The sequence below is a fragment of the Nocardia sp. NPDC056064 genome, assembly GCF_042266925.1.
Lineage (GTDB): Bacteria > Actinomycetota > Actinomycetes > Mycobacteriales > Mycobacteriaceae > Nocardia.
In genome coordinates, this window is record NZ_JBHJWO010000001.1 from 993,535 (window position 1) to 1,014,454 (window position 20,920).

Consider the following 20,920-nt stretch of genomic DNA (forward strand, 5'->3'; position numbering starts at 1 on the left):
CGCAACCGAACCGGCGCCGCCCGTCGATGGTCGCGTACCGGTTCGCCGTCGTCTACTTCGGCCTGTACTGCCTGCTCACCACCTATATCCCGTTCGCGCTGCTCGGTATCGCGGGCCGCTGGATCCGCGAATACCCGGGGCCGTGGAACATCCCGTTCACCGACCCGCTCACCGGCTGGGTGGGGCGCGCGTTCTTCGGCGTCGACGCGACCCTGCGCACGGATTCGGGTGCCGGTGACCAGACCGCGGTCTGGGTCCTGGTGCTGTGCCTGCTGCTCGTCGCCACGGTCGCCACCGCCGTCTGGACGGCCGTCGATGCTGCGTTCGTTGGCGGCGGCCTGTTCGAAGCTGTTGCCGTAGTCGCGGCCGTGGACGCGCGCACCCGCGCCCCGCGGCTGTCGGCCTGGTTCACCTTGTTTCTGCGGTTGTGTCTGGGCGGGCAGATGATCGGGTTCGGGTTCGCCAAGCTCATCCCCACCCAGATGCCCGCGCCGAGTCTGGCGAAACTGCTCCAGCCCTACGGCGAGCTGAGCCCCGCCTCGGTGCTGTGGTTGCAGGTCGGCGGCTCCCCCGCCTATCAGATGACCCTCGGCGCGGTCGAGGTCGTCGCGGGGCTGCTGCTGTTCGTCTCCCGGACCGCGGTGCTCGGCGCCACGCTGGCTCTGGCGAGTACCGCGCAGATCCTGCTGCTGAACCTGACCTTCGACATCCCCGAGAAACTGCTCTCCGGACACCTGCTGGTCATGAGCCTGATCCTGCTCGCCCCGTATGTGCGTCAACTGACCGACCTGTTCCTGCGGCAACGCGCGTGTGGCCCCCTGCGCGCACCGGCCCTGTTCGCCGACGCGCGCCGGAATCGCCGCGCGGCCTGGCTCGTGGCGGCACTCGGCCTCTGGGTCGCCCTGGGCAGCGGCTACGACCGCTGGGTCGTCTGGCAGGAGCAATACGGTGCCGCCAGCCCCCGCTCCGAGCTGTACGGAATCTGGGAGGTCCGCGCGTTCGTCCTCGACGGCGCGGCGGTCGCGCCGCTCACCACCGACGAAACCCGGTGGCAGCGCCTGGTTTTCGATCGCCCCGGCACGGCGACCTACCAGCGCATGAACGGCGAACTGATCACCGTCCGATCCGGCTTCCTACCCGATGGACACCTGGAACTCTCCGCCGAGGCGGCGACCCGGCCCTTCGCGACACTCACCACCGACCGGCCGGGCACCGACCAGCTCTCCCTGCGCGGAACCCTGCACGACCGTCCGGTGGAGATCACCCTCGCGCGCGTCGACCCGGACAGCTTCACCCTGCGCAGCCGCGGCTTCCACTGGATCCAGGACTACCCCTACTTCCGCTAGGCCACGACGTAGCGCAGCAGCTCCGCGGTCGCGAAATGCCGCGTCTGCACCAGACGCAACGGGATACGCTGATCCAGCGGCGGGAACATGGGTGTGCCGCCACCGAGGATCATCGGCGAGACGTAGACCTGGTACTCGTCGATGAGCCCGTGCGGCATGAGCGCGGCGGCCAGGCTCGCGCCGCCGACCTCCATGATCCCGTCGCCGCCTGCCTTGAGCTCGCGCACCCGCTCGACCGCATTGTCCGTGACCAGGGTGCTGTTCCACTCGACCTCCGGCAACGTGCGCGAGAACACGACCTTCGGTTTCGCGGTCCACAGCTCCCCGAATTCGCGCTGGATGGGCGGCGCGTCCGCGGGCACGTGCGGCCAGTACTCCGCCATCAGCTCGTAGAGGCGCCTGCCGTGCAGCGCGATCTCGAGCTCGCGGTAGCGGTCGTTGTGGAACTGGTGCAGTTCGTCGTCCGGGTCGGTCCAGTCGATCTTGCCGTCGCGGTCGTTGATGTAGCCGTCCAGGGACACGCCGATCCCGTAGATCAGTTTCCTCATACCCGTGTAGACCTCCTCCGCGTCCGAAACTCATCGGTGTCCGATCAGGAGGCGACGCGGACTATCGGCCGGGTCCGCCGGGCGCCGGATCGCTCTCGCCACCCTGACGCTTCTCGCCGTTGTCGATTCTGCGCGGCATCACCCTCGGCCGCACGGCCCTGGCCCCGGAATCGGCGCGTCGACGCCGCGATTCCTCGAAGTCGACCACGGTGTTCTCCCGCTCGCCGTCCTCCGGCGGCGCCGCGGCGGCCAGCCATGATCCGGATTCGCGTTCCAGCTCCGCGCGGGTCACCGGCCGGGTGGGCGCCGGATCGTCGACGGCCCCTGACCCCCAGGGCCGCTGCCGGGCGTCGCCGATATCGTGCCTGCCGCGCCGTGGCCGCCGCGGCAACCGGACCACATTGGACCCGTTGTCCTCGGCCTTGGCCTCTTCCCACTTCCGGCGCAGCCGTTCGACGGCGTCGTAGCGGCCCGCATCGTGATCCGACATCGAACTAACCGCGGACAGGGGTCGCGACACCCATCGATCTCACTGCGACCAGCACCCCGAACTCCGTCCTCGGTCCAACATCCACCATCACATTCTGCACGAAGCCCCCGCCGCCCGTCGCCGTCGGCACGGCTATTCCCCGAGCAGCTCGCAGATCACCACCGGGATGTCTCGGCTCGTGCGCTTCTGATAGTTCGCATAACCCTTGTAGGCGGCCGTGATCTGCGGCCACAGCACCGCTTTCTCCGCGGAAGTCGCGGTTCGGGCACGCACTTTCCGGCGCCGACCGACGATCACCAGTTCCGCCTCGGGCGTGGCGCGCAGATTCCGGTACCAGTCCGGGTCGCGGTCGTCGCCGCCCTTGGAGGCCACGAGCACCACCCGCTGCTCGTCGTGCACCGGGCTGGTCAGGTAGCACGACCGGGGCTGACCCGACTTGCGTCCCACGGTGCGCAGTTCGACGACCGGCATGCCGAAGGGATTCGCCAGCACCTGTAAGCATCGTATACATCAGCTGGTCTCGATTTATGTAAACAACAATAACATCTGTTGTCGACAACCCCTCTCGCACCGCACACTCCGGCCCATCGAGCCGTGATTCCGAGCAATGTGGACGGTGATCACAATGGTCCTTGACACCCCCGTCGCCGAGGGGGAATAGTGGCAACAGTCGAGCAAATCACCAACTGCCAGAAGTTGGTTCCCGGTGTTCCACCTGCCGAAAGAAGCTGCCGTAGTCGACTTTTCGCCCGCAGTGGCGGGCGGTCCGCGGCTTGACCTTCATCAAGGGAGAGACGAATGACCGCGCTTCCGCCCCCGATCACCCCCTACCTCGAACCGGCCGCCAAAGAGCTCGCCGAGGCGACCGATCCGCACCCCCGCATCTACGAAGTCCCACCCGAACAGGGCCGCCAGATCCTGGTCGACCTGCAGAGCGGCGAAGGCGTGGCACGCCCGGACGTCGACGAGGAATGGGTCGACGTCGACGCCGGCGAATGGGGCACCGTCCGCACCCGCCTCATCCGCCCCAAAGGCGCCACCGGCTCCCTGCCCGTCGTGTTCTACATCCACGGCGCCGGCTGGGTCTTCGGCGACGACAAAACCCACGACCGCCTCTTCCGCGAACTCGCCGTCGGCGCGGGGGCGGCCGGCGTCTTCCCCGTCTACGACCGGGCGCCCGAAAAGGGATATCCCACCCAGGTCGAACAGAACTACGCCGTAGGCCGATGGGTCCTCCAACACGGCGCAGAACACGGACTCGACACCAGCCGCATCGCCGTCACCGGCGAATCCGTCGGCGGCTGCATGTCCGCGGTCTTCGCCCTCATGAACAAAGACCGCGGCGGCATCGACCTCAAAGCCCAGGTCCTGCTCTACCCGGTGACCAACGCCGACTTCGACACCCCCTCCTACCTGCAGTTCGCCGAGGGCTACTACCTCACCCGCGACGGCATGAAATGGTTCTGGGACGCCTACACCACCGACCCCACCCAACGCGCGGAAAAGTACGCCTCCCCGCTGCAAGCCTCACTGGAGGACCTGAAAGGGCTGCCTCCCACGCTGGTGATCACCGACGAAGCCGACGTCCTGCGCGACGAAGGCGAGCAATACGCCAACAAACTGCGCGAGGCCGGCGTCGACGTCACTTCCGTCCGCGTCGCCGGCATGGTCCACGATTTCCTGCTGCTGGACAGCCTGCGCGACACCCGCGCGGCCAATGTCGCCCGTGCCCTCGCCATCGACGCGCTGAAGACGGCGCTGAACTGATCCCGGTCTCGATTCGGCGTTCTGCGGTGCCCGAACCGCTCGACAGGCGGATCGCTGTCGGCACGCGGTTGTTAAATTGACTCCATGGCACCGCAGAACGCGCCGTATCACCACGGCGACCTCCCGGCCGCGCTCGTTCGCGCAGCAGTAGAGCTGCTCGAAGAGGACGGTGGCGAGCTCTCCCTGCGCGCCGCCGCGCGCCGCGCGGGCGTCTCGACGGCGGCGCCCTACCGGCATTTCGCCGACCGCGACGCCCTGCTGGCCGCGGTGGCGGCGGTCGGATACCGGGAACTCGCGGCCGATCTCGTCGCCGCCAACCCCGCGCCCAGAAACGCCGACGACTTCACCGCGATCGCTGTCGCCTACATCCAGTTCGCCCTGAAACGTCCCGGGCTCTTCCGCGCCATGTTCTCCGAGCCCTGCGACCCCACCAGCCCCGAGCGGGTCGCGGCCACCACCGCCATCCACGAATACGTGCGATCGATTGTGCGGCAAGCCTTTCCGGAGTCCGACGAGGAAGCGCTGGCGACCGCGATGTGGGCGCTGGTGCACGGCCTGGCTTTCCTGTACCTGCACGGGAAGTTCGATGTCGGCGCGCCCGGCGAACTCACCGACCGGGTCCGCGCGACGATCAACTCGATCCTCGACCTACGCCCCGCCGCGGCCGTCGACGAGTAGCCACCAGCTGCACGTCGGCATCACAGCGCGACCTGCACCGAGATCCGGACCCGCAGGAGCCAGGGCGATCCGGCTTCCCGGAGGACCCGCCCGCCCCCGTCGATGTACTCAGCGCTTACATTAGGGGTTCCACAGCGCGCGGTCGACAGCGTGAACACCCCGAGGAGCACAGAGTGACCAGCACCGACATCGGCGCATCGATGGACCCGCACAGCGAGGCTCCCATCGTCCTGATCGCACCGGCGATGGCCATCGGCTCCCGCTTCTACACCCCGGTGGTCCGCGCGTTCGGCGAGCACGGCTGGGACGCACACGCCTTGCCGCGCCGCGGGTTCGAGCGCGGCGGGCCCCGCGCGGCGCGCGCACACGACTGGTCCTACGCGGACGAGATCGATACCATCACCGACGCGGTGACCCAGCTCCGCCGCCACCATCCCACCCGACCGGTGATCGTGCTGGGCCACAGCCTCGGCGCCCAGCTCGCCGCCGGGCACGTGATCAACCACCCCGGCGTGGACGGGCTCGTGACGATCGGCGGCTGCCTCCCGCACCACCGGCACTTCGCCGGATACGGCCTGCACGTCGCCGCCATGGCCGCCATGATCCCGGCGCTGACCGCGGCGTTCGGCTACCTTCCGCCGCCCGCGTTCGGCGCCCCCGGTGCGCGCACCATGATGCGTGAGTGGGCCCGCATGGTGCTCACCGGCCGGCCGCCGTTCCCGGCGCAGCGCCCCATCGACATCCCCGCCCTGGTGATCGCGCTGGAAAACGATTCCCTGGCACCCGAATCCGGCATCGACGACTTCGCCCGCACGCTGTTCGAGCCCGGTGCGGCGACCCGCTGGGACTACCGCGCCACAGACGTTCCGCCCGGCGCGAGCAATGGGCACATCGAATGGGTCCGCACTCCGGAGCCTGTCGTCGAGCGCGTCGTGACGTGGTGGAAGGCCGTCGCCACGGTCGCTTGACAGTCATGTAAGCGGCGATTACATTGCGGCGTGGGCGACCACCTCCCCGCCGCGCGTCTGCGCTCTCCTCCGAGAATCGAGAGTTGACCAATGGAATCCTCCGCCCTGATCACCATCGGGTTGCCGAGCGCGCTCGCCATCATCATGTTCGGGCTGGGCCTCACCCTCACCATCGGTGACTTCCGCCGGATCGGGCGCTCACCGAGGGCCGTGCTGGTCGCGCTGGCCCTGCAACTGTTCGCCCTGCCCGCGCTCGCGTTCGGCCTGATCGAACTGTTCGACCTGGCGCCGCTGCTGGCCATCGGCATGATGCTGCTGGCCGCGTCGCCCGGTGGCACCACCGCCAATCTCTACAGCCACCTGTTCCGCGGTGACGTGGCCCTGAACATCACGCTCACCGCGATCAACGCCGTGCTGGCCGCCATCACCGTCCCGATCATCACCAATTTCGCCATCGGCTATTTCGGTGCCGACGGTGAAGTCGGCCTGCAGTTCGGCAAGGTGGTGCAGGTGATCGCGATCGTGCTGGCGCCGGTGGCGATCGGCATGATCGTGCGCCGCTTCTCCCCCGCCTTCGCGACCGCCGCGGATCGGCCGGTCCGTATCTTCTCCGTCGGCGTGCTCGCCCTGGTCTCGGTCGGCGCGCTGGTGGCCGAACGCGACGATGTCGCCGACTACGCGCGGCAGGTCGGCCTGGTCACCGCCCTGTTCTGCCTGTCGAGCCTCGCCCTGGGCTACACCGGCGCCCGCCTGCTCCGGCTGGCCCGCCCCCAGGCGATCGCGACGTCGATGGAGGTCGGCATCCACAACACGGCCGTGGCCATGACCATCGCGCTCAGTGTCCTGGAAAGCTCCGAGGCCGCGATCCCCGCCGCCGTCTATTCGGTGCTGATGTACGTCCTCGCGGCCGCCTTCGGTTTCCTGATCACCCGAACCGACCGGGCGGCAGACGATTCCGTGGACCGGGTACCCGCCGTGCACTGATGACGGCAGGCCGGTTCACCCGAAGGTGTGCTCCCAGTCCAGTTCCCACAGTCCATGCCGAGGGAGACCCGCAGGGTGCCGTCGGCGCAGCCGAACACCGCGACGAGTAGATCCGCTAATCTGCGAACGGCAGACTGGTTCTCGCGTGTCGAAACACAGTGCAGGGGCGGGCTGTCGGCGCACGGTGAGGTCGGGGAACGACGGGGGGACTGCTCGATGTCCATGGCAGAGGCTCGGATCGATGCGGCGGGCAGTGTGCTGGTGGCGCCCGCGCAGATGCGCGACAGTGCGGTGGTCCGGGATTTCCCCGGAGTGGTGATGGGGCCGGTGGATCTCGCCACCGGTTCCGTCGATCTCGCGGGAAAGGCCGTGTACCTCTGTGGTGACCTGTCGGCGATCAGCGGCCGTTCGCTGCGGTCCGCCGCGCGGGTGTCGGTGATCCGCGAGCTGTCGCACGGTGTCGCCGCGGAGGATTCGTGGTCGCGCGTCGACGCGGGCCGGGTGCCGGTTCGGGTGCACGGTGTTGGCGTGCACTATCGCCGGTTCTTCGACCTCGACGACGACCATTTCGGCCGGATCAGCGCGGAACACACGTTCCAGTCGCTGACCGAATCCACCAAGACGGGCACAGCACATCGCACCGGGATCTATCTGACGCCCGTCACGCGCGAGGGTGACGATCTGCGTTTCCGCCTGCTGCGCTGCTCCACGAATCTCTCGGGCCCGACCGAGACCTTCCGCGCGACCGATACCAGCATCGTCGAGTCCCTGAACCAGGAGGCCGACACCATCTTCCGTGGGCATGCCCCGCTCAATCACGTGCTGGCGCAGATCTATCACAACACGCACGCCACGGCCGAGCGCAAACAGTCCAAGGCCAAGATCTCGGCCCACGCCGACAAGACCAAGGACATGCCCGTCGACGGGATCATGGCCTTCTGCACCTTCTACGACGGCCTCGACGAGCTCGAGCCCCTGCCCGAGGACCCGTTCGACTACGGCGTGCGAGGTGTCAGCGGGCTCACCAGCCTGCGTTTCCGCCTCAAGAATCCGGCCGAGAAGACCGGCCTCCCGGCACGATTCAGCGTCACCCTCTACCCCGGCTCGGTCTTGTTCATACCGCTGTCCACCAATCGCCTCTACACCCACGAGATCCGGCCGTCGACGCTGGACGCCGCGCTGCTGCCGACCCGCCTGGGCTATGTGGTGCGCTGTTCGACCACCGAGGCCGTGCACCGCGACGGCCGCACCTTCCTCGACCCGGGTACCGGCCTGATCCCGCTGGAGCCGCCCACCGAGGACGGCATGGACGCGCTGCGCGAGCTCTACGCCGAGGAGAACCGGTCCGTGTCCTTCATCGACTACGGCGACCGGTTCCGCTTCAGCATGAACACCGGGGACTACCTTGCTCCCCGGATCTAGCCTCCCGGACGGGATCGTCACCTACCCGCTGCCGGTCGAGGACGACCTGTTCACCGCACTCGCCGCCTCCGTCGACTGGGAAGACCTCGGCAAGGGCCGCCGCGGCGCCGTGCTGACCAGAGTCGATGCCACCGGCGGCATCCCGCTCGTCCGTACCACCGCGCGCTACGGCCGTCCCGCCCAGCACTTCGCGTCCGTGCACGAGCGTCTGGCCCGGCGGATCCAGGCCCGCGCCGAACTCCCGGCAGCCTTCGACAACGCGCTCGCCGAGCGCTACACCAATGCCTACGCGACCATGGGCAGCCATTCCGATCAGGCCCTCGATCTGGCCGACGAGTCGTTCATCGCCGTCTTCTCCTGCTACCGGCATCCCGAGCTCCCGCCGCGGACGCTGATCGTCGAACCGAAGAACTCCGGCGAGAGATTCGACATCCCCCTGACACACCACGGCGTCGTGGTGTTCTCGGTCGCCACGAATCGGCTCCTCCGGCACAAGATCGTGCTGGACACGGCCGCCCGGACCACGGAGAACGAGTGGCTGGGCGTCACCTTCCGGACATCGAAGACTGTTCTCCACTTCCGCGACGGACACCCCTACCTGCACCGGGGTGCGCCCCTCACCACGGCCGACGACGAACAGCGACGCGAGTTCTATGCCCTGCGACGACGCGAGAACACCGAGACGGATTTCACCTATCCCCCGCTGACATACACCGTCAGCGACAGCGACCTGACCCCGCCCGTTCCCCCACCGGCGCGCCCCGTCCGCTAGGTTCACTTCCGCAGGGAACACCGGTGCGAATCCGGGGCTGTCCCGCAACTGTGACCGAGGAGCAGACCTTCATCCATGGCCACGACCTTCCTGGGTTGGAAGGCCGAAGGCGAGCGTTGATCCGGGAGCCAGGATACCTGCACCGCTTCAGGATCTAGCTTCACGAGGATGAGAAATGCGAGTGCTCACTCGCCGCAGGCACGATGCCCTGCGGCTGTCCGACCATGCCCGGACCGGGCGGCGGCGCCGTTCCCGCGCCGCAGGCGTGCTGGCCGCGCTGCTCGCGGCCACCCTGATGGTCACCGGATGCGCGGGCGAGGCCACCGACGGTGGTGCCGCCGCGGCACGGGCGCTGCGCGAAGCCGGTGACGGCACCCTGACCATCTACAACTCCTACAAGATCGCCGGTCTCGACCCGGCGGGCACCGGCACGAACTGGCTGTTCGACTGGGGTGTCGCGGAGAACCTGCTGCAGGTCACCGAGTCCGGTGAGATCGCGCCCTGGCTGGCCGAATCGGTGGTGCGCGAGGGCGACACCCGCTGGATCGTGACGCTGCGCGACGGTGTCACCTTCCAGAACGGCAAGCCGGTCGACGCCGCCGCCGTGGCCGCTGCCCTGACCCGGCAGATCGCCGAATCGTCGGCGGCCAGGGTGTACCTGGACAAGGCGACGACGGTGACCGTGGACGGCACCAAGGTGGTCATTACCACCCCCGCGCCGAACGCCATGGTGCCCGCCGCCCTCGCCGCGCGCGACAACTCGCTGCAGATCTACGATGTCGCCGCCGTGCAGGCCGCGGGCGGTGACTCGGCGAAGATCGTCGGCGCGGGCGCGTACTCGGGACCCTACGCGATCACCGCGTGGAGCCCCGACAATCTCGTGCTCGCCCCCTACCAGAAGCATTGGGAGGGAACGCCGCCGCTGAAGGGCGTCACCGTCCGTGTCGTGCCCGACGAGCAGGCCCGGCTGGCCGGGGTGCGCAGCGGTGAGGCCGATATGGCGTTCTACCCGTCCACCTCGGCGAAGCTGGAACTGCGCGGCGACAGCGATATGCACGTGTTGTCCTCCGAGCAGGCTCTGCAGTCGCTGCTGGTGGAGATGAACCTGAAGGCGGGCATCTTCACCGACACCGCCGTCCGCAAGGCGTTCACCGCGGCCATCGACTACGCGGGGATCGCCGAAGACGTCGGCAACGGCCAGTTCGCGGCCGCCACCGGCCTGTACCCGCCGTCGATGTCGTTCGCCCAGGACAACCAGGTCCACGACCTGGACGAGGCGAAGCGCCTGCTGGACGCGGCGGGCTGGGTGCCCGGCGCCGACGGCATCCGCGCCAAGGACGGCCGCAAGCTGGTGGTGCGGTTCGTGACCCAGGCCCAGGGCCCGGAGACCAACGATGTCGCGATCGCGATGAAGGACCAGGTCGCGCGGGCCGGTTTCGATCTGCAGATCAACAATGCCGAGGACTCCGCCGCGGTCAAGAAGGACCCCGGCGCGTGGGAATCCTCGGTGGCGCTGAGCGGTTCGCTCTCCGGCACCGCCGACCCGATCCAGCCCTACCTGGTGCGCTGGACCACCGGTGGATCGTCGAACGCCCAGGGCGTGAGCAACCCGGAGATCGACGCGATCGGCGCGCAACTGCGCGGCGAGTTCGACACCGCGCGACGTGACGCGCTGCTGGCGCGCGCCCAGGAGATCCTGGTGCGCGACCAGGCCTACGTGGTGGCCGGGACGTTCAAGTACTTCACCGTGGTCACCGGCCCCGAATGGGCCGACTACCGGGTGTCGAACGTCCGCAGGCACCTCACCAGCCGGACCGGCGAATAACGGGCGAGGGTGCGTCCACTCGCCCGGGCCCGCCGCCGGGTCGTCGAGGCCGTGCTGACCCTGCTCGGCGCCAGCGTGCTCATCTGGGCACTGTTACCGCTGGCGCCGGGCGACCCGGCCCGGATGATCCTGGTCGCGCAGGGTGTTCCCGAACCCACACCGGAGCAGATCGGCGACCTCGAGCAGACCCTGCATCTGGACCGCTCCGCGCCGGAGCAGTACGCGCACTGGTTGTGGGGTGTGCTGCGCGGCGATCTCGGGTTGTCGTTCGTCTCGGGACGGCCGGTGGCCGGTGAGTTCGCCGAACGGCTGCCCGCCACCCTGATCCTGGCGTCGTCGGCGCTGGCCGTGGCCGTGGTGCTGTCGGTGGCACTGGGCGTGATCGCGGCCCGGTCGCCACGGCGGTGGCCCGATCACGGCACCCGCTGGCTGGCACTGGTGTTCACCTCGGTGCCGAGTTTCGTGGTGGCGCTGCTGCTGATCCAGGTGTTCGTGGTCGGGCTGGGCTTCGGCAAGGCCGCGCTCGACGGCACCTGGGCACAGGTGTGGCTGCCCGCGGTCTGCCTGGCGGTGGGCCTGTCGGATTCCTGGTCGCGGTTGCTGCGGGCGAATCTGCTGGCCTTCCTCGAGTCACCGACCGCGGACGTGCTGCGCGCCAGGGGCGCGTCGCGGTGGCGGCTGCTGTGGCGGCACGGGCTGCCCAACAGTGCCGTGCCGTCGCTGCACGCGCTGGCGGTCGGCACCGCCGTGCTGCTGGGCGGCGCGACCGTGGTGGAGACGGTGTTCACCTGGCCGGGGCTCGGCGCGTATGTGGTGGAGTCGGTGAAGACCCGCGATCTGCCGGTCATCCAGGCCTTCACCGTGTTCGCCACCGCGAGCTACGTGGTGAGCAGCCTGGTCGCCGACCTGCTGTCCGCGGTGATCGATCGCCGGATCGAGGTCGCCGCGTGACCCGTCGTCGTCTGCCGCCGTCGGTGCTCGCGGGCACCGTGCTGCTGGGACTGTTGCTGCTGCTGGCGGCCGTGGGCCCGCTGCTGGCGAAGTACCCGCCGAACGAACCGCACTACGGCGCGAAACTGGTCGCGCCGAACGCCGAATTCTGGCTGGGCACCGACCATTACGGGCGGGATCAGTTCGCTCGCGTGATGCACGGGCTGCGGTTGTCGCTGCTGTCGGCGTTTGTCGTGCTTGCCGGGTCGGCGACGATCAGTCTGCTGGTCGGGCTCGGCGCCGGGCTCTACGGCGGTCGGATCGACCGGGCGGTGTCGCGGGTGGTCGATGTCGTGCTGGCGATCCCGAGTCTGGTGCTCGCGCTGGCCGTGGTCGGCCTGCTCGGTCCCGGCTATCTCGAACTGCTGCTCGCGCTCGTGATCGCGAGCTGGGCCGCCGACGCCCGCGTCGCGCGGGCGCTCACCTTGGAAGCCCGCGCCCGGCCGTATGTGGTCGCGGCGCGCGTGGCCGGGGTGAGCAGGCCCGCGATCGGGGTCCGGCATCTGTTGCCCGCCGTCCTCGGCCCGTTCCTGATCGTGGCGACCCTGCGGCTCGGCGGCATCGTGGTCGCACTGGCCGGATTGTCGTTCCTCGGTCTCGGGGTGCAGATGCCCGAGGCCGAACTGGGCGCGATGCTCGGCGACGCGCGCCGATTCCTCGGTGCGGCACCGTGGCTGCTCATCGCGCCCGCGGTGGCGATTCTGGCCATGGCCGCCGCGGCGAACCTGATCGCCGAGGGCCTGCGCGACGACAGGGGAACTCCATGAGTGTGATCGCCGAACTGCGCGGGCTGACCGTCGCCTACGGCACGGCCGATCCGGTGCTGCGCGATGTCTCGCTCACGGTGCGACGCGGGGAGACCGTGGCGGTGGTGGGGCCGAGCGGCTGCGGTAAGACCACCATCCTGCGCGCCCTGCTGGGCACCCTCGCAGGCAGTGCCCGCGTCGAGGGCACCGTGCTCATCGACGGTGCCCCGGTGTCGGGCGACGATTTCCGGCGCCTGCGCGGGACGGTCCTGGGCTTCGTCGGCCAGGACCCCTTCGGTGCCATGGATCCGATCATGTCGGTGGGCACCAATATCGCCCAGCCCTGGCGCATCGCCCGCCGCCGCGTGCCCGAGGGCAGGATCGTCGAGGATCTCGCCGCCGTCGACATCCCCGAGCCGGCACAGCGGGTGCGCCGCCGACCGTTCACCTGGTCGGGTGGGATGCTGCAACGCGGCTCGGTGACGACCGCGCGCGCCCTCGATCCCGCGCTGGTCCTGGCCGACGAACCCACCTCCGCCCTGGACGACACCAACGCCCACCGGGTCATGACGGCGCTGACCGCCGGAAACGCCGCGCTGCTGATCGTCAGCCACGACCTGCGCCTGGTGCGGAAATACGCCGACCGGGTGTACGTGGTCGACAACGGCACCGTCACCGAAACGTCGGTCGAGCTTCCCGTCGAGACCCCGCGTGTTCCGTCCCGAAAACCTGTGCCGGACAAGGCCCCTGTCCTCCGGGCGAGCGCGCTGACGAAACGCTATCCGGGCGGCGGCGGGGTGGCCCCGGTCGATCTCACGGTGCGCCCCGGCGAGATCGTCGGCCTGGCCGGGCCGTCCGGCGCGGGCAAGAGCACCCTGCTGCGATTGCTCGCCGGCATCGAGGCACCCGGTTCGGGCCGGCTCGTCTGGGACGGCGAGGACGGGCCGCCACCGGCGGGCCAGGTCGGGATGGTGTTCCAGAACGCCGTGGGCAGTCTCGATCCGCGCAGGCCGATCCATCGCGGAGTCACCGAACCGCTGCGCCCGCGCCTGCGCACGCGGATCGCCACCGCCGAGTCACTGGCGATCACCCGCACCGCGCTGGCCCGTGTCGGCTTGGCCGACATCGATCCGCGGCGGCTGCCCGGGGAACTGTCCGGCGGGCAGGCACAGCGTGTGGCGATCGCCCGGGCGCTCGTCGGCGACATCCGGCTGCTGCTGGCCGACGAACCCACCGCGGCCCTCGACGACGACTCGGCGGCCACGATCATGACGATCCTGCGTGACATCGCCGACGACGGCATGGCTCTGGTGCTGGTCTCGCACTCCGAGCGCGTCCTGGACGAGCTCGCCGACACGGTCGTCAGGATCGAGGCGCTACCGGATCTGTCCACCGCGCGATGACGGTGTCGGCGAACAGCCGCATGCTGACCCGTACCGCCTCCGGCGAGGGGGCGGCGGGCTGCACGTTGCACAGGAACTCGGTCGCGTCCGGGACCACCGCATCGCGCCGGATCGCGGCGGCTACCTCGGCGGCGGTGCCGAGGTAGCCGTGCCCGGTGTCGATGTAGTCGCGGGCGGTGAACTCCGGCGGGAACCGGCCCGCCGCGATCGAGGTCGTCACCCATCGCTCGATGCCGGGCCGCATGTGCTCGAACGCGGTAGCCGCGGACTCGGCGCACAGTACCGACCGGGAGACCCCGACCCGCGCCACTCGTCCGGCCACCTGTTGCGCGGCACGGTATTTCGCCACCCGCTCGGCGGCGATCTCGTCACGGGGACCCTGCGGCGACGAACTGCGGCCGGTGAGCACACCGAGGTCCAGTTCGGCGGCGAGGTCGAACCCGCCGTCCGAGGCGGTCCCGAGCCACAGCCGATCCCGCAGGCCCGGCGCGGCGGGCACCAGATCGCTTGCCGGACCGAACAATTCGATGAGCGCGTGCAGCGTCTCACGAAACCGCTCGTGCCGGTCGTCGTGACTGCGGCCGAACCGGTGCGCGGTCGCCGCGTCGGCCCCGGCGCCGAGCCCCAGCTCGAGCCGGCCGCCACTGAGCGCGTCCACCATCGCCGCGTCCTCGGCCAGCCGGATCGGATCCTCGAGCGACCCGATCATCACCGCCGTGCCCAACCTGATCCGGCTCGTCCGCCCGGCCACCGCCGCCAGCAACACCAGCGGCGACGGGCAGTGCGCCCGCTGCGCCCCGAAATGGTGCTGCGCCACCCAGAACGAATCGAACCCGCACTCCTCGGCACACACCGCGGCCGCGACGGCCTCGTTCAGAATCGATGCCGAATCACCCTCGCCCACGGCATGCGAGATGAACCCGAACCGCATCACTCGACCCCTCTCGCTGCCACCGAAGACCTCACCGTAGCGCCCCGGCACCCGCTCCACGAAGATACCGAAGGAGCCTCACTCACCTCGGTCCACGCCGCAGGGCCCGTGTAGAGTCCCCGCAATGAGCCAGCGCCGTTCCACACCGGGCAGGCCGCGAACCAAACCCGCCGAGGAGCGCCGCGCGGACCTGCTGGACGCCGCCGAGCAGGTCTTCATCGAACGCGGCATCGCCGCCGCGCGCCTCGACGAGATCACCGAGCGGGCCGATGTCGCCATCGGCACCCTCTACGTGCACTTCAATTCCAAGAACGACCTCATGGTGGCGCTGCGCGCGCGGTTCATCGACCGGCTGGTCGCGCGTCAGCAGGCGGCGGCGCAGAAGCTGCCCGCCGACGACTGGATCGGCCGCGTGGACGCCTGGCTCACCGACGCGGTCCGCGCCTATGTCGAACACGCCGAACTGCACGACGTGCTCTACGACCACACCCCGGTCAATGCCAAGACGACGGTGCAGGTCTCCCCCGAGAACGCCCACACCGAGGCGTTCCGCCGGCTCATCGCCGAGCGCCCCGACCCGCCGGCCGATGCCCCGGATCCGGCCATGGCCGCCAACCTGATCTACGGCGCCTGGTACGGCGCCACCCACGCACTGCTGCACCACGACGCCGAGAACATCACAGCACTCGCCGACGACCTCATCACCGAGATCATCGCCCTCGCCCACCGCTATCTACGCGCCGATCACTGATCCCCCACTCCCCCGGAGCGCGTGGTGTGACATCACCCCGCGGACCCCGATCACAAGAGCGCGGAGACCTTCTGGGCCGTCTCCTTCGCCGATCCGGGATTCTGGCCGGTGACGAGATTGCCGTCGACCACGGCATAGGACAGGAACGGCAGTTTGCCCTTCTCGTAGCGGGCGCCGCGCTTCTTCATCTCCTCCTCGGCGTTGTACGGGACCAGCTTGTCCACCCGGGCCAGCACCTCTTCCTGCCAGGCGAAGCCGGTGAGTTTGCGGCCGGTGACGAGATGGGTGCCGTCGGAGAGTTGGGTGTTGAGCAGGCCGCAGTAGCCGTGGCACACCGAGGAGACGATGTCGCCGCGCTCGTAGATCTCGCGGGTTATGCGCTGCAGGCCCGCGCTGTCGGGGAAGTCGTACATCACCGCGTGCCCGCCGGTGAAGTAGATGGCGTCGTAGTCGGCGGAGTCGATCTCGTCGGGGGCGGCGGTGTTGTCGAGCAGGGCCATCCGGGCGGGATCGGCGCGCCAGGCCTTGGCGGTCTTGTCGTAGTTGGGGAATTTCAGCGACCGGGGCTCGAGCGGCACCGGCCCACCCGCCGGGCTGACCAGCGTCTGCTCGAATCCGTTCTGCTCGAAGACGTGCCAGGCGTGGGTGAGTTCGGACAACCACAGGCCGGTCGGATGCGACGGGTCGCCGAAGTCGCCGACATTGGTGACGACGTTCAAGATGCGCTTGCTCATGCGTGCTCTTCTCCTGCGTAGTCGGTGCCGGGCGTCATATCAGTCTGCTCCTGCGGACCCGCCTCAGGCGACACCGCAGGAGTCGCCGATGACCGGGTCTCGAGGTTCGCGAACGGTCAGGAGGACCTTCCCGACGGATTCCGCGGAGTCCAGCAGCGGATGCGCCGCGGCCACCTCGGCGATCGGGATCTCGGCCGAGACGACGGGCACGACCGAACCGTCGGCCACCCGCGGCCACAGCTTCTCGCGCAACTGGCCGATGATCTCGGCCTTGGACCCCGGACCCGCTTCTGCCCGGCGGCGCAGATTCGTCACGTGCACCGAGGCTCGCTTGAACAGCATCAGACCCAGGTCCAGCTCGGCGGTGGAGCCGTCCTGCAAGCCGATGATCGTCAGGTCGCCGTCCTCGGCCAGGGCCTCGACATTGCGCCGCAGATAGCCCGCGCCCATGATGTCGAGAATGACGTCGGCGCCGCCGTATTCGGCGGTGACCACCTTCACGAAGTCCTCGTCGCGGTAGTTGATCAGTGTGTTCGCGCCGAGTTCGCGGCAGCGGTCGAGTTTGAACGCCGAACCCGCCGTCACCGCCACCCGGGCGCCGAGCGCGCGGCCGACCTGGATGGCGTGGGTGCCGATACCGCTGCCGCCGCCGTGCACGAGCAGCGTCTGCCCTTCACTCAGGCCACCGGCCATGACGATATTGGACCAGACCGTCGCGGCGGCCTCGGGCAGTGCCGCGGCGGCGGTGAGGCTCACCCCTGCGGGCACGGGAAGTACTTGCGTCGCCGCGACATTGACCCGTTCGGCGTACCCCCCACCCGCCAGCAGCGCGCAGACCGCGTCGCCGACCCGCCACCCGTCGACCTCGGCGCCGACGGCGGCGATCACCCCGGACACCTCGAGGCCGAGGATGTCGCTCGCACCGGGCGGCGGCGGGTAGAACCCCTGTCGCTGCATGATGTCGGCCCGGTTGACCCCCGCCGCGACCACCTCCACGGTCACCTCACCGGGACCGGGCGCGGGCAGGTCGTCGACCTCCGCCCACCGCATGACCTCCGGTCCCCCGTAGCCGTCGAGCGTCACCGCGAACATGCCTTCTCCTTCCGGACGAGAGTTATGTACACAGCGCTAACATTACTCTCGCGGCGGACCACGTCAATATTCCGCGCCGATGATCACACCAGTCCACCCGCGCATCATCGTCACGGCCGTGCGATCGGCATCCTTGTTAATCTGATCTTGTTCGCCATCCTGGGCGCGCCCTCGGCGGGCGGCACGATCCCGGTCGACGCGACACCGCGATCCACCTGGCACCACGACAAGAAGGGCCTGACCGTAGCTCTCGCACCGAGGCCCCGACCGGCTGACCCCGTGCGGACAGCCCAGCCGGACCACCGCCGCCGCCCGCGCAATCGCCGGGCGGCGGTCCTGGCCGCGGCCTTCGACGCCTTCGCCCATCACGGCTACCACGACACCTCGATGGCCGATATCGCCCGCGCCGTGCACATCACCCCCGCCGCCCTCTACCGGCACTTCCGCAACAAGCAGCATCTGCTGGGCCAATGTGTGCTCGCCGGGCTCGACGAGGCACTGATCCGCCTGGACGCCGCGGCCCGCTCCCCGCACGCCGACGACGCCGTCATCACCGCGCTCGTCGAGATCGCCCTGACCCGGCGGGGCCTGCCGCGCTTGTGGCAGCTCGAATCCCGGCACCTGGGCCGGCGCGACCGAGCCGCGGTCCTGCTGCGGGCGACCCGGATCACCGGGCATCTGCGGCGCGCGATCCGGGCGCGACGGCCCGAGCTGTCCGGGGCGCAGGTGGAGTGCCTGAGCTGGTGCGCACTGTCGGTGGCCGTGAGTCCCGCCTACCACCGAGTCGAACTGCCATCCCCTGTGGCGGCCCGGGTCCTGCGCGCGGCGCTGTGGGCGGTCGTCGCCACCGACCTGCCGGAACCTTCCGGCGGCGCCGCCCGGACACCCCACTCCGGCGGCGCGGAGCAGGCCGGACCACGCCGCGAGCGCATTCTCGCCGAAGCGACGCGACTGTTCACCCGGCACGGATTCCCCGAGGTCAGCATCCACGACATCGGGGCAGCCGCGGGCGTGACCGGACCCGCCGTCTACCACTACTTCGACAGCAAGGCCGAACTCCTCGACATCATCGTGCGCAGCCACGACGAGTCGATCGTGCGGCTCGTCGACGGATCGACCGGCGGCGACCGGCCGCCCGAGGTCGCGTTGGACGCGCTCACCCGCGAATTCGTCCGGTTCGGCGCCGAGGACCCCGACCTGCTGGCCATCACCGTCAGCGAATCCCGGCACCTGCCCGGCGCCGCCGAACGCCGCTACCGCACCATCCGCCAGCACGCCATCGCCCGCTGGGCGCGCACACTCATCGCGGCCAGGCCAGAGCTCGCGCCGCCGGTGGCCCGGATGCTGGTCCGCGCGCTCACCACGGTGGTCATCGAAGCCGTGCGCAACCCCCGCCTCACCCGTCGCGGCGATCTCGTGGAGTTTCTCGTCGCGGTGGGGCTGAGCATCCAGCGGACGCCCGCGACGCGCCACCGCGTGACGGCACCGGTCACTTAACCACCGTTGACTTTTCGTTGCCCGGACTGTCGGGCATCGCGCACAGTGTCCCCGGGCGCGTCGATCCGCCCGGTCACCTCGCGGACATCTCGCATGTCCGTCAACCAAGAAGGCACCATCTGTGAGTCATTACAAGAGCAATGTGCGCGATCTCGAGTTCAACCTCTTCGAGGTCTACGGCATCGAAACCATTCTCGCCACAGGCGCTTTCGGCGATCTCGATGCCGACACCGTGCGCTCGGTGCTGGCCGAGGCCGCCAAGCTGGCCGCGGGCCCGGTGGCCGCGCCCTACGCCGACACCGACCGGAACCCGCCCACCTTCGACCCGGCCACCCACACCGTGACGCTGCCCGAGCCGTTCAAGCGCGCGGTCCGCGCCTGGTACGACGCCGAGTGGTGGCGGCTGGGCAAGAGCGAGGCGATCGGCGGCGTCGCGGCGCCCGCGATGCTGGAATGGGCGGTCACCGAGTTCGTGCTCGGCGCCCAGCCCGCCGCGCACATGTACAGCATGGGGCCGGTGATGGCCGATGTCCTCGACGGCATCGGCAACGACGAGCAGCGCCACTGGGCGAAGCTCATCGTGGAGCGCGGCTGGGGTGCCACGATGGTGCTGACCGAGCCCGACGCGGGCTCCGACGTCGGCGCGGGCCGCACCAAGGCGGTCCAGCAGGAGGACGGTTCCTGGCACATCGAGGGCGTCAAGCGCTTCATCACCTCGGCCGATTCCGACGACCTGTTCGAGAACATCGCTCACCTCGTGCTGGCCCGGCCCGACGGCGCGGCGCCCGGCACCAAGGGGCTGTCGCTGTTCTTCGTGCCGAAGTTCCACTTCGACTCCGCCACCGGCGAACTCGGCGACCGCAACGGCGTGTTCGTCACCAATGTCGAACACAAGATGGGCCTCAAGGCCTCCGCGACGTGCGAACTCACCTTCGGCGGTCACGGCGTGCCCGCCAAGGGCTGGCTCGTCGGCGACGTCCACAACGGCATCGCTCAGATGTTCCAGGTCATCGAGAACGCGCGGATGATGGTGGGCACCAAGGCCATCGGCACCCTCTCGACCGGTTATCTGAACGCGCTCGAGTACGCCAAGACCCGCGTGCAGGGCGCCGACCTCACCCGGTCGACCGACAAGGCCGCCCCGCGCGTCACGATCATCCACCACCCCGATGTCCGCCGCTCGCTGCTGTCGCAGAAGGCGTACGCGGAGGGCCTGCGTTCGGTGTACCTCTACACCGCCGCGCACCAGGACCCTGAAGCGGCACAGCACGTCTCGGGTGCCGATGCCGAGCTGGCGGCCCGCGTCAACGATCTGCTGCTGCCGATCGTCAAGGGTGTCGGCTCCGAGCGCGCCTACCAGTACCTGACCGACTCGCTGCAGACCTTCGGCGGCTCCGGCTTCCTGCAGGACTACCCGATCGAGCAGTACATCCGCGACGCCAAGATCGACTCGCTCTACGAGGGCACCACCGCCATCCAGGCCCAGGACTTCTTCTTCCGCAAGATCGCCCGCGACCGCGGTGTGGCCCTGGCCCACGTGGCCGGCCAGATCCAGAAGTTCATCGACGCCGACTCGGCCAACGAGCGCATCAAGGGCGAGCGCAAGCTGCTCGCCACCGCCCTCGATGACGTCCAGACCATGGCCGCCACCCTGACCGGCCACCTCATGGGCGCCCAGGAGCAGCCGACCGAGCTGTACAAGGTCGGCCTGGGCTCGGTCCGCTTCCTGATGGCCGTGGGCGACCTGGTGATCGGCTGGCGTCTGCTGGTCAATGCCGACATCGCCGCGGCCGCCCTGGCGACCGCGCAGCCCCCGGCGGAGCAGGCGTTCTACGAGGGCAAGATCGCGGTGGCCGCGTTCTTCGCCCAGCAGGTCCTGCCGCGGCTGTCCGCCGACCGGGTCGTGCTCGGTGCCCTCGACACCGACATCATGCGGCTGGACGAAGCCGCGCTCTGAGTCCGGACCCGGCGGCACC

Annotated in this window: 20 protein-coding genes and 1 riboswitch; of the genes, 14 read left to right on the forward strand and 6 right to left on the reverse strand. The window is 69.6% G+C overall.

All coding sequences use genetic code 11. From position 1 onward, the window contains the following. The first annotated feature begins 26 nt into the window (after positions 1-26). Positions 27-1,346, forward strand: coding sequence for a DoxX family protein (locus ACFC06_RS04570; protein ID WP_375935207.1), 1,320 nt, complete (start codon positions 27-29; stop codon positions 1,344-1,346). On the opposite strand, the gene ACFC06_RS04575 is transcribed toward ACFC06_RS04570, so the two are convergent. The 3 genes from ACFC06_RS04575 to ACFC06_RS04585 form a co-directional block, all read right to left on the reverse strand. Then, the gene (locus ACFC06_RS04575; RefSeq protein WP_375927832.1) at positions 1,343-1,894 is read right to left on the reverse strand and encodes a dihydrofolate reductase family protein; all 552 of its coding nucleotides are present in this window, start codon (positions 1,892-1,894) and stop codon (positions 1,343-1,345) included. The genes ACFC06_RS04570 and ACFC06_RS04575 overlap by 4 nt on opposite strands. Positions 1,895-1,955: 61 nt before the next feature. Continuing rightward, positions 1,956-2,384 (reverse strand): hypothetical protein, encoded by a 429-nt coding sequence (locus tag ACFC06_RS04580; protein WP_375927834.1) that lies wholly within the window; start codon positions 2,382-2,384, stop codon positions 1,956-1,958. 132 nt (positions 2,385-2,516) lie between these two features. After that, positions 2,517-2,876: a nitroreductase/quinone reductase family protein gene (locus tag ACFC06_RS04585; protein WP_375927836.1), complete on the reverse strand. Its 360-nt coding sequence runs from the start codon at positions 2,874-2,876 to the stop codon at positions 2,517-2,519. Positions 2,877-3,182: 306 nt separating this feature from the next. Here ACFC06_RS04585 and ACFC06_RS04590 point away from each other — a divergent pair, with 306 nt between their 5' ends. The 10 genes from ACFC06_RS04590 (at position 3,183) to ACFC06_RS04635 (ending at position 13,939) form a co-directional block, all read left to right on the forward strand. Further along, positions 3,183-4,151 carry an alpha/beta hydrolase gene (locus tag ACFC06_RS04590; protein WP_375927838.1) on the forward strand — a complete coding sequence of 323 codons (969 nt, stop codon included), beginning with the start codon at positions 3,183-3,185 and terminating at the stop codon, positions 4,149-4,151. Between the two features lie 84 nt (positions 4,152-4,235). Beyond that, positions 4,236-4,829 carry a TetR/AcrR family transcriptional regulator gene (locus ACFC06_RS04595; RefSeq protein ID WP_375927840.1) on the forward strand — a complete coding sequence of 198 codons (594 nt, stop codon included), beginning with the start codon at positions 4,236-4,238 and terminating at the stop codon, positions 4,827-4,829. Positions 4,830-5,002: 173 nt separating this feature from the next. Further along, the gene (locus ACFC06_RS04600) at positions 5,003-5,797 is read left to right on the forward strand and encodes an alpha/beta fold hydrolase (protein ID WP_375927842.1); all 795 of its coding nucleotides are present in this window, start codon (positions 5,003-5,005) and stop codon (positions 5,795-5,797) included. A gap of 90 nt (positions 5,798-5,887) precedes the next feature. Further along, positions 5,888-6,781 (forward strand): bile acid:sodium symporter family protein, encoded by an 894-nt coding sequence (locus ACFC06_RS04605; RefSeq protein ID WP_375927844.1) that lies wholly within the window; start codon positions 5,888-5,890, stop codon positions 6,779-6,781. A gap of 216 nt (positions 6,782-6,997) precedes the next feature. After that, a complete protein-coding gene (locus ACFC06_RS04610; protein WP_375927846.1) occupies positions 6,998-8,203 on the forward strand; it encodes a hypothetical protein in 1,206 nt (401 codons plus the stop codon). Then, on the forward strand, positions 8,187-8,975 hold the full coding sequence (locus tag ACFC06_RS04615; RefSeq protein ID WP_375927848.1) for a hypothetical protein: 789 nt from the start codon (positions 8,187-8,189) through the stop codon (positions 8,973-8,975). Before ACFC06_RS04610 ends, ACFC06_RS04615 begins: the two co-directional genes overlap by 17 nt. A 12-nt stretch (positions 8,976-8,987) precedes the next feature. Beyond that, positions 8,988-9,114, forward strand: a riboswitch (cobalamin riboswitch). A gap of 36 nt (positions 9,115-9,150) precedes the next feature. After that, on the forward strand, positions 9,151-10,800 hold the full coding sequence (locus ACFC06_RS04620; RefSeq protein WP_375927850.1) for an ABC transporter substrate-binding protein: 1,650 nt from the start codon (positions 9,151-9,153) through the stop codon (positions 10,798-10,800). A 9-nt stretch (positions 10,801-10,809) separates the two neighbouring features. Then, on the forward strand, positions 10,810-11,751 hold the full coding sequence (locus ACFC06_RS04625; protein ID WP_375927851.1) for an ABC transporter permease: 942 nt from the start codon (positions 10,810-10,812) through the stop codon (positions 11,749-11,751). Further along, a complete protein-coding gene (locus tag ACFC06_RS04630) occupies positions 11,748-12,557 on the forward strand; it encodes an ABC transporter permease (RefSeq protein WP_375927853.1) in 810 nt (269 codons plus the stop codon). The genes ACFC06_RS04625 and ACFC06_RS04630 overlap by 4 nt, the downstream gene beginning before the upstream one ends. Continuing rightward, entirely contained in the window at positions 12,554-13,939 is a 1,386-nt protein-coding gene (locus ACFC06_RS04635) for an ABC transporter ATP-binding protein (RefSeq protein WP_375927855.1), read from the forward strand. Before ACFC06_RS04630 ends, ACFC06_RS04635 begins: the two co-directional genes overlap by 4 nt. Here ACFC06_RS04635 and ACFC06_RS04640 read toward each other — a convergent pair. Continuing rightward, on the reverse strand, positions 13,899-14,870 hold the full coding sequence (locus ACFC06_RS04640; RefSeq protein ID WP_375927857.1) for an LLM class flavin-dependent oxidoreductase: 972 nt from the start codon (positions 14,868-14,870) through the stop codon (positions 13,899-13,901). The genes ACFC06_RS04635 and ACFC06_RS04640 overlap by 41 nt on opposite strands. A gap of 124 nt (positions 14,871-14,994) precedes the next feature. On the opposite strand from ACFC06_RS04640, the gene ACFC06_RS04645 reads away from it, so the two are divergent. Next, a complete protein-coding gene (locus ACFC06_RS04645) occupies positions 14,995-15,621 on the forward strand; it encodes a TetR/AcrR family transcriptional regulator (protein WP_375927859.1) in 627 nt (208 codons plus the stop codon). 50 nt (positions 15,622-15,671) lie between these two features. Here the strand turns inward: ACFC06_RS04645 and ACFC06_RS04650 are convergent, their stop codons facing one another. Together ACFC06_RS04650 and ACFC06_RS04655 are read right to left on the reverse strand one after the other, a co-directional pair. Next, positions 15,672-16,355 carry a type 1 glutamine amidotransferase domain-containing protein gene (locus ACFC06_RS04650; RefSeq protein WP_375927861.1) on the reverse strand — a complete coding sequence of 228 codons (684 nt, stop codon included), beginning with the start codon at positions 16,353-16,355 and terminating at the stop codon, positions 15,672-15,674. A gap of 63 nt (positions 16,356-16,418) precedes the next feature. Next, positions 16,419-17,447: an NAD(P)H-quinone oxidoreductase gene (locus ACFC06_RS04655; protein WP_375927863.1), complete on the reverse strand. Its 1,029-nt coding sequence runs from the start codon at positions 17,445-17,447 to the stop codon at positions 16,419-16,421. Between the two features lie 147 nt (positions 17,448-17,594). Between ACFC06_RS04655 and ACFC06_RS04660 the strand changes: the two genes are divergently transcribed. Together ACFC06_RS04660 and ACFC06_RS04665 are read left to right on the forward strand one after the other, a co-directional pair. Continuing rightward, on the forward strand, positions 17,595-18,944 hold the full coding sequence (locus ACFC06_RS04660; protein WP_375927865.1) for a TetR/AcrR family transcriptional regulator: 1,350 nt from the start codon (positions 17,595-17,597) through the stop codon (positions 18,942-18,944). Between the two features lie 121 nt (positions 18,945-19,065). Further along, positions 19,066-20,901 carry an acyl-CoA dehydrogenase gene (locus ACFC06_RS04665; RefSeq protein WP_375927867.1) on the forward strand — a complete coding sequence of 612 codons (1,836 nt, stop codon included), beginning with the start codon at positions 19,066-19,068 and terminating at the stop codon, positions 20,899-20,901. Positions 20,902-20,920 lie beyond the last annotated feature (19 nt).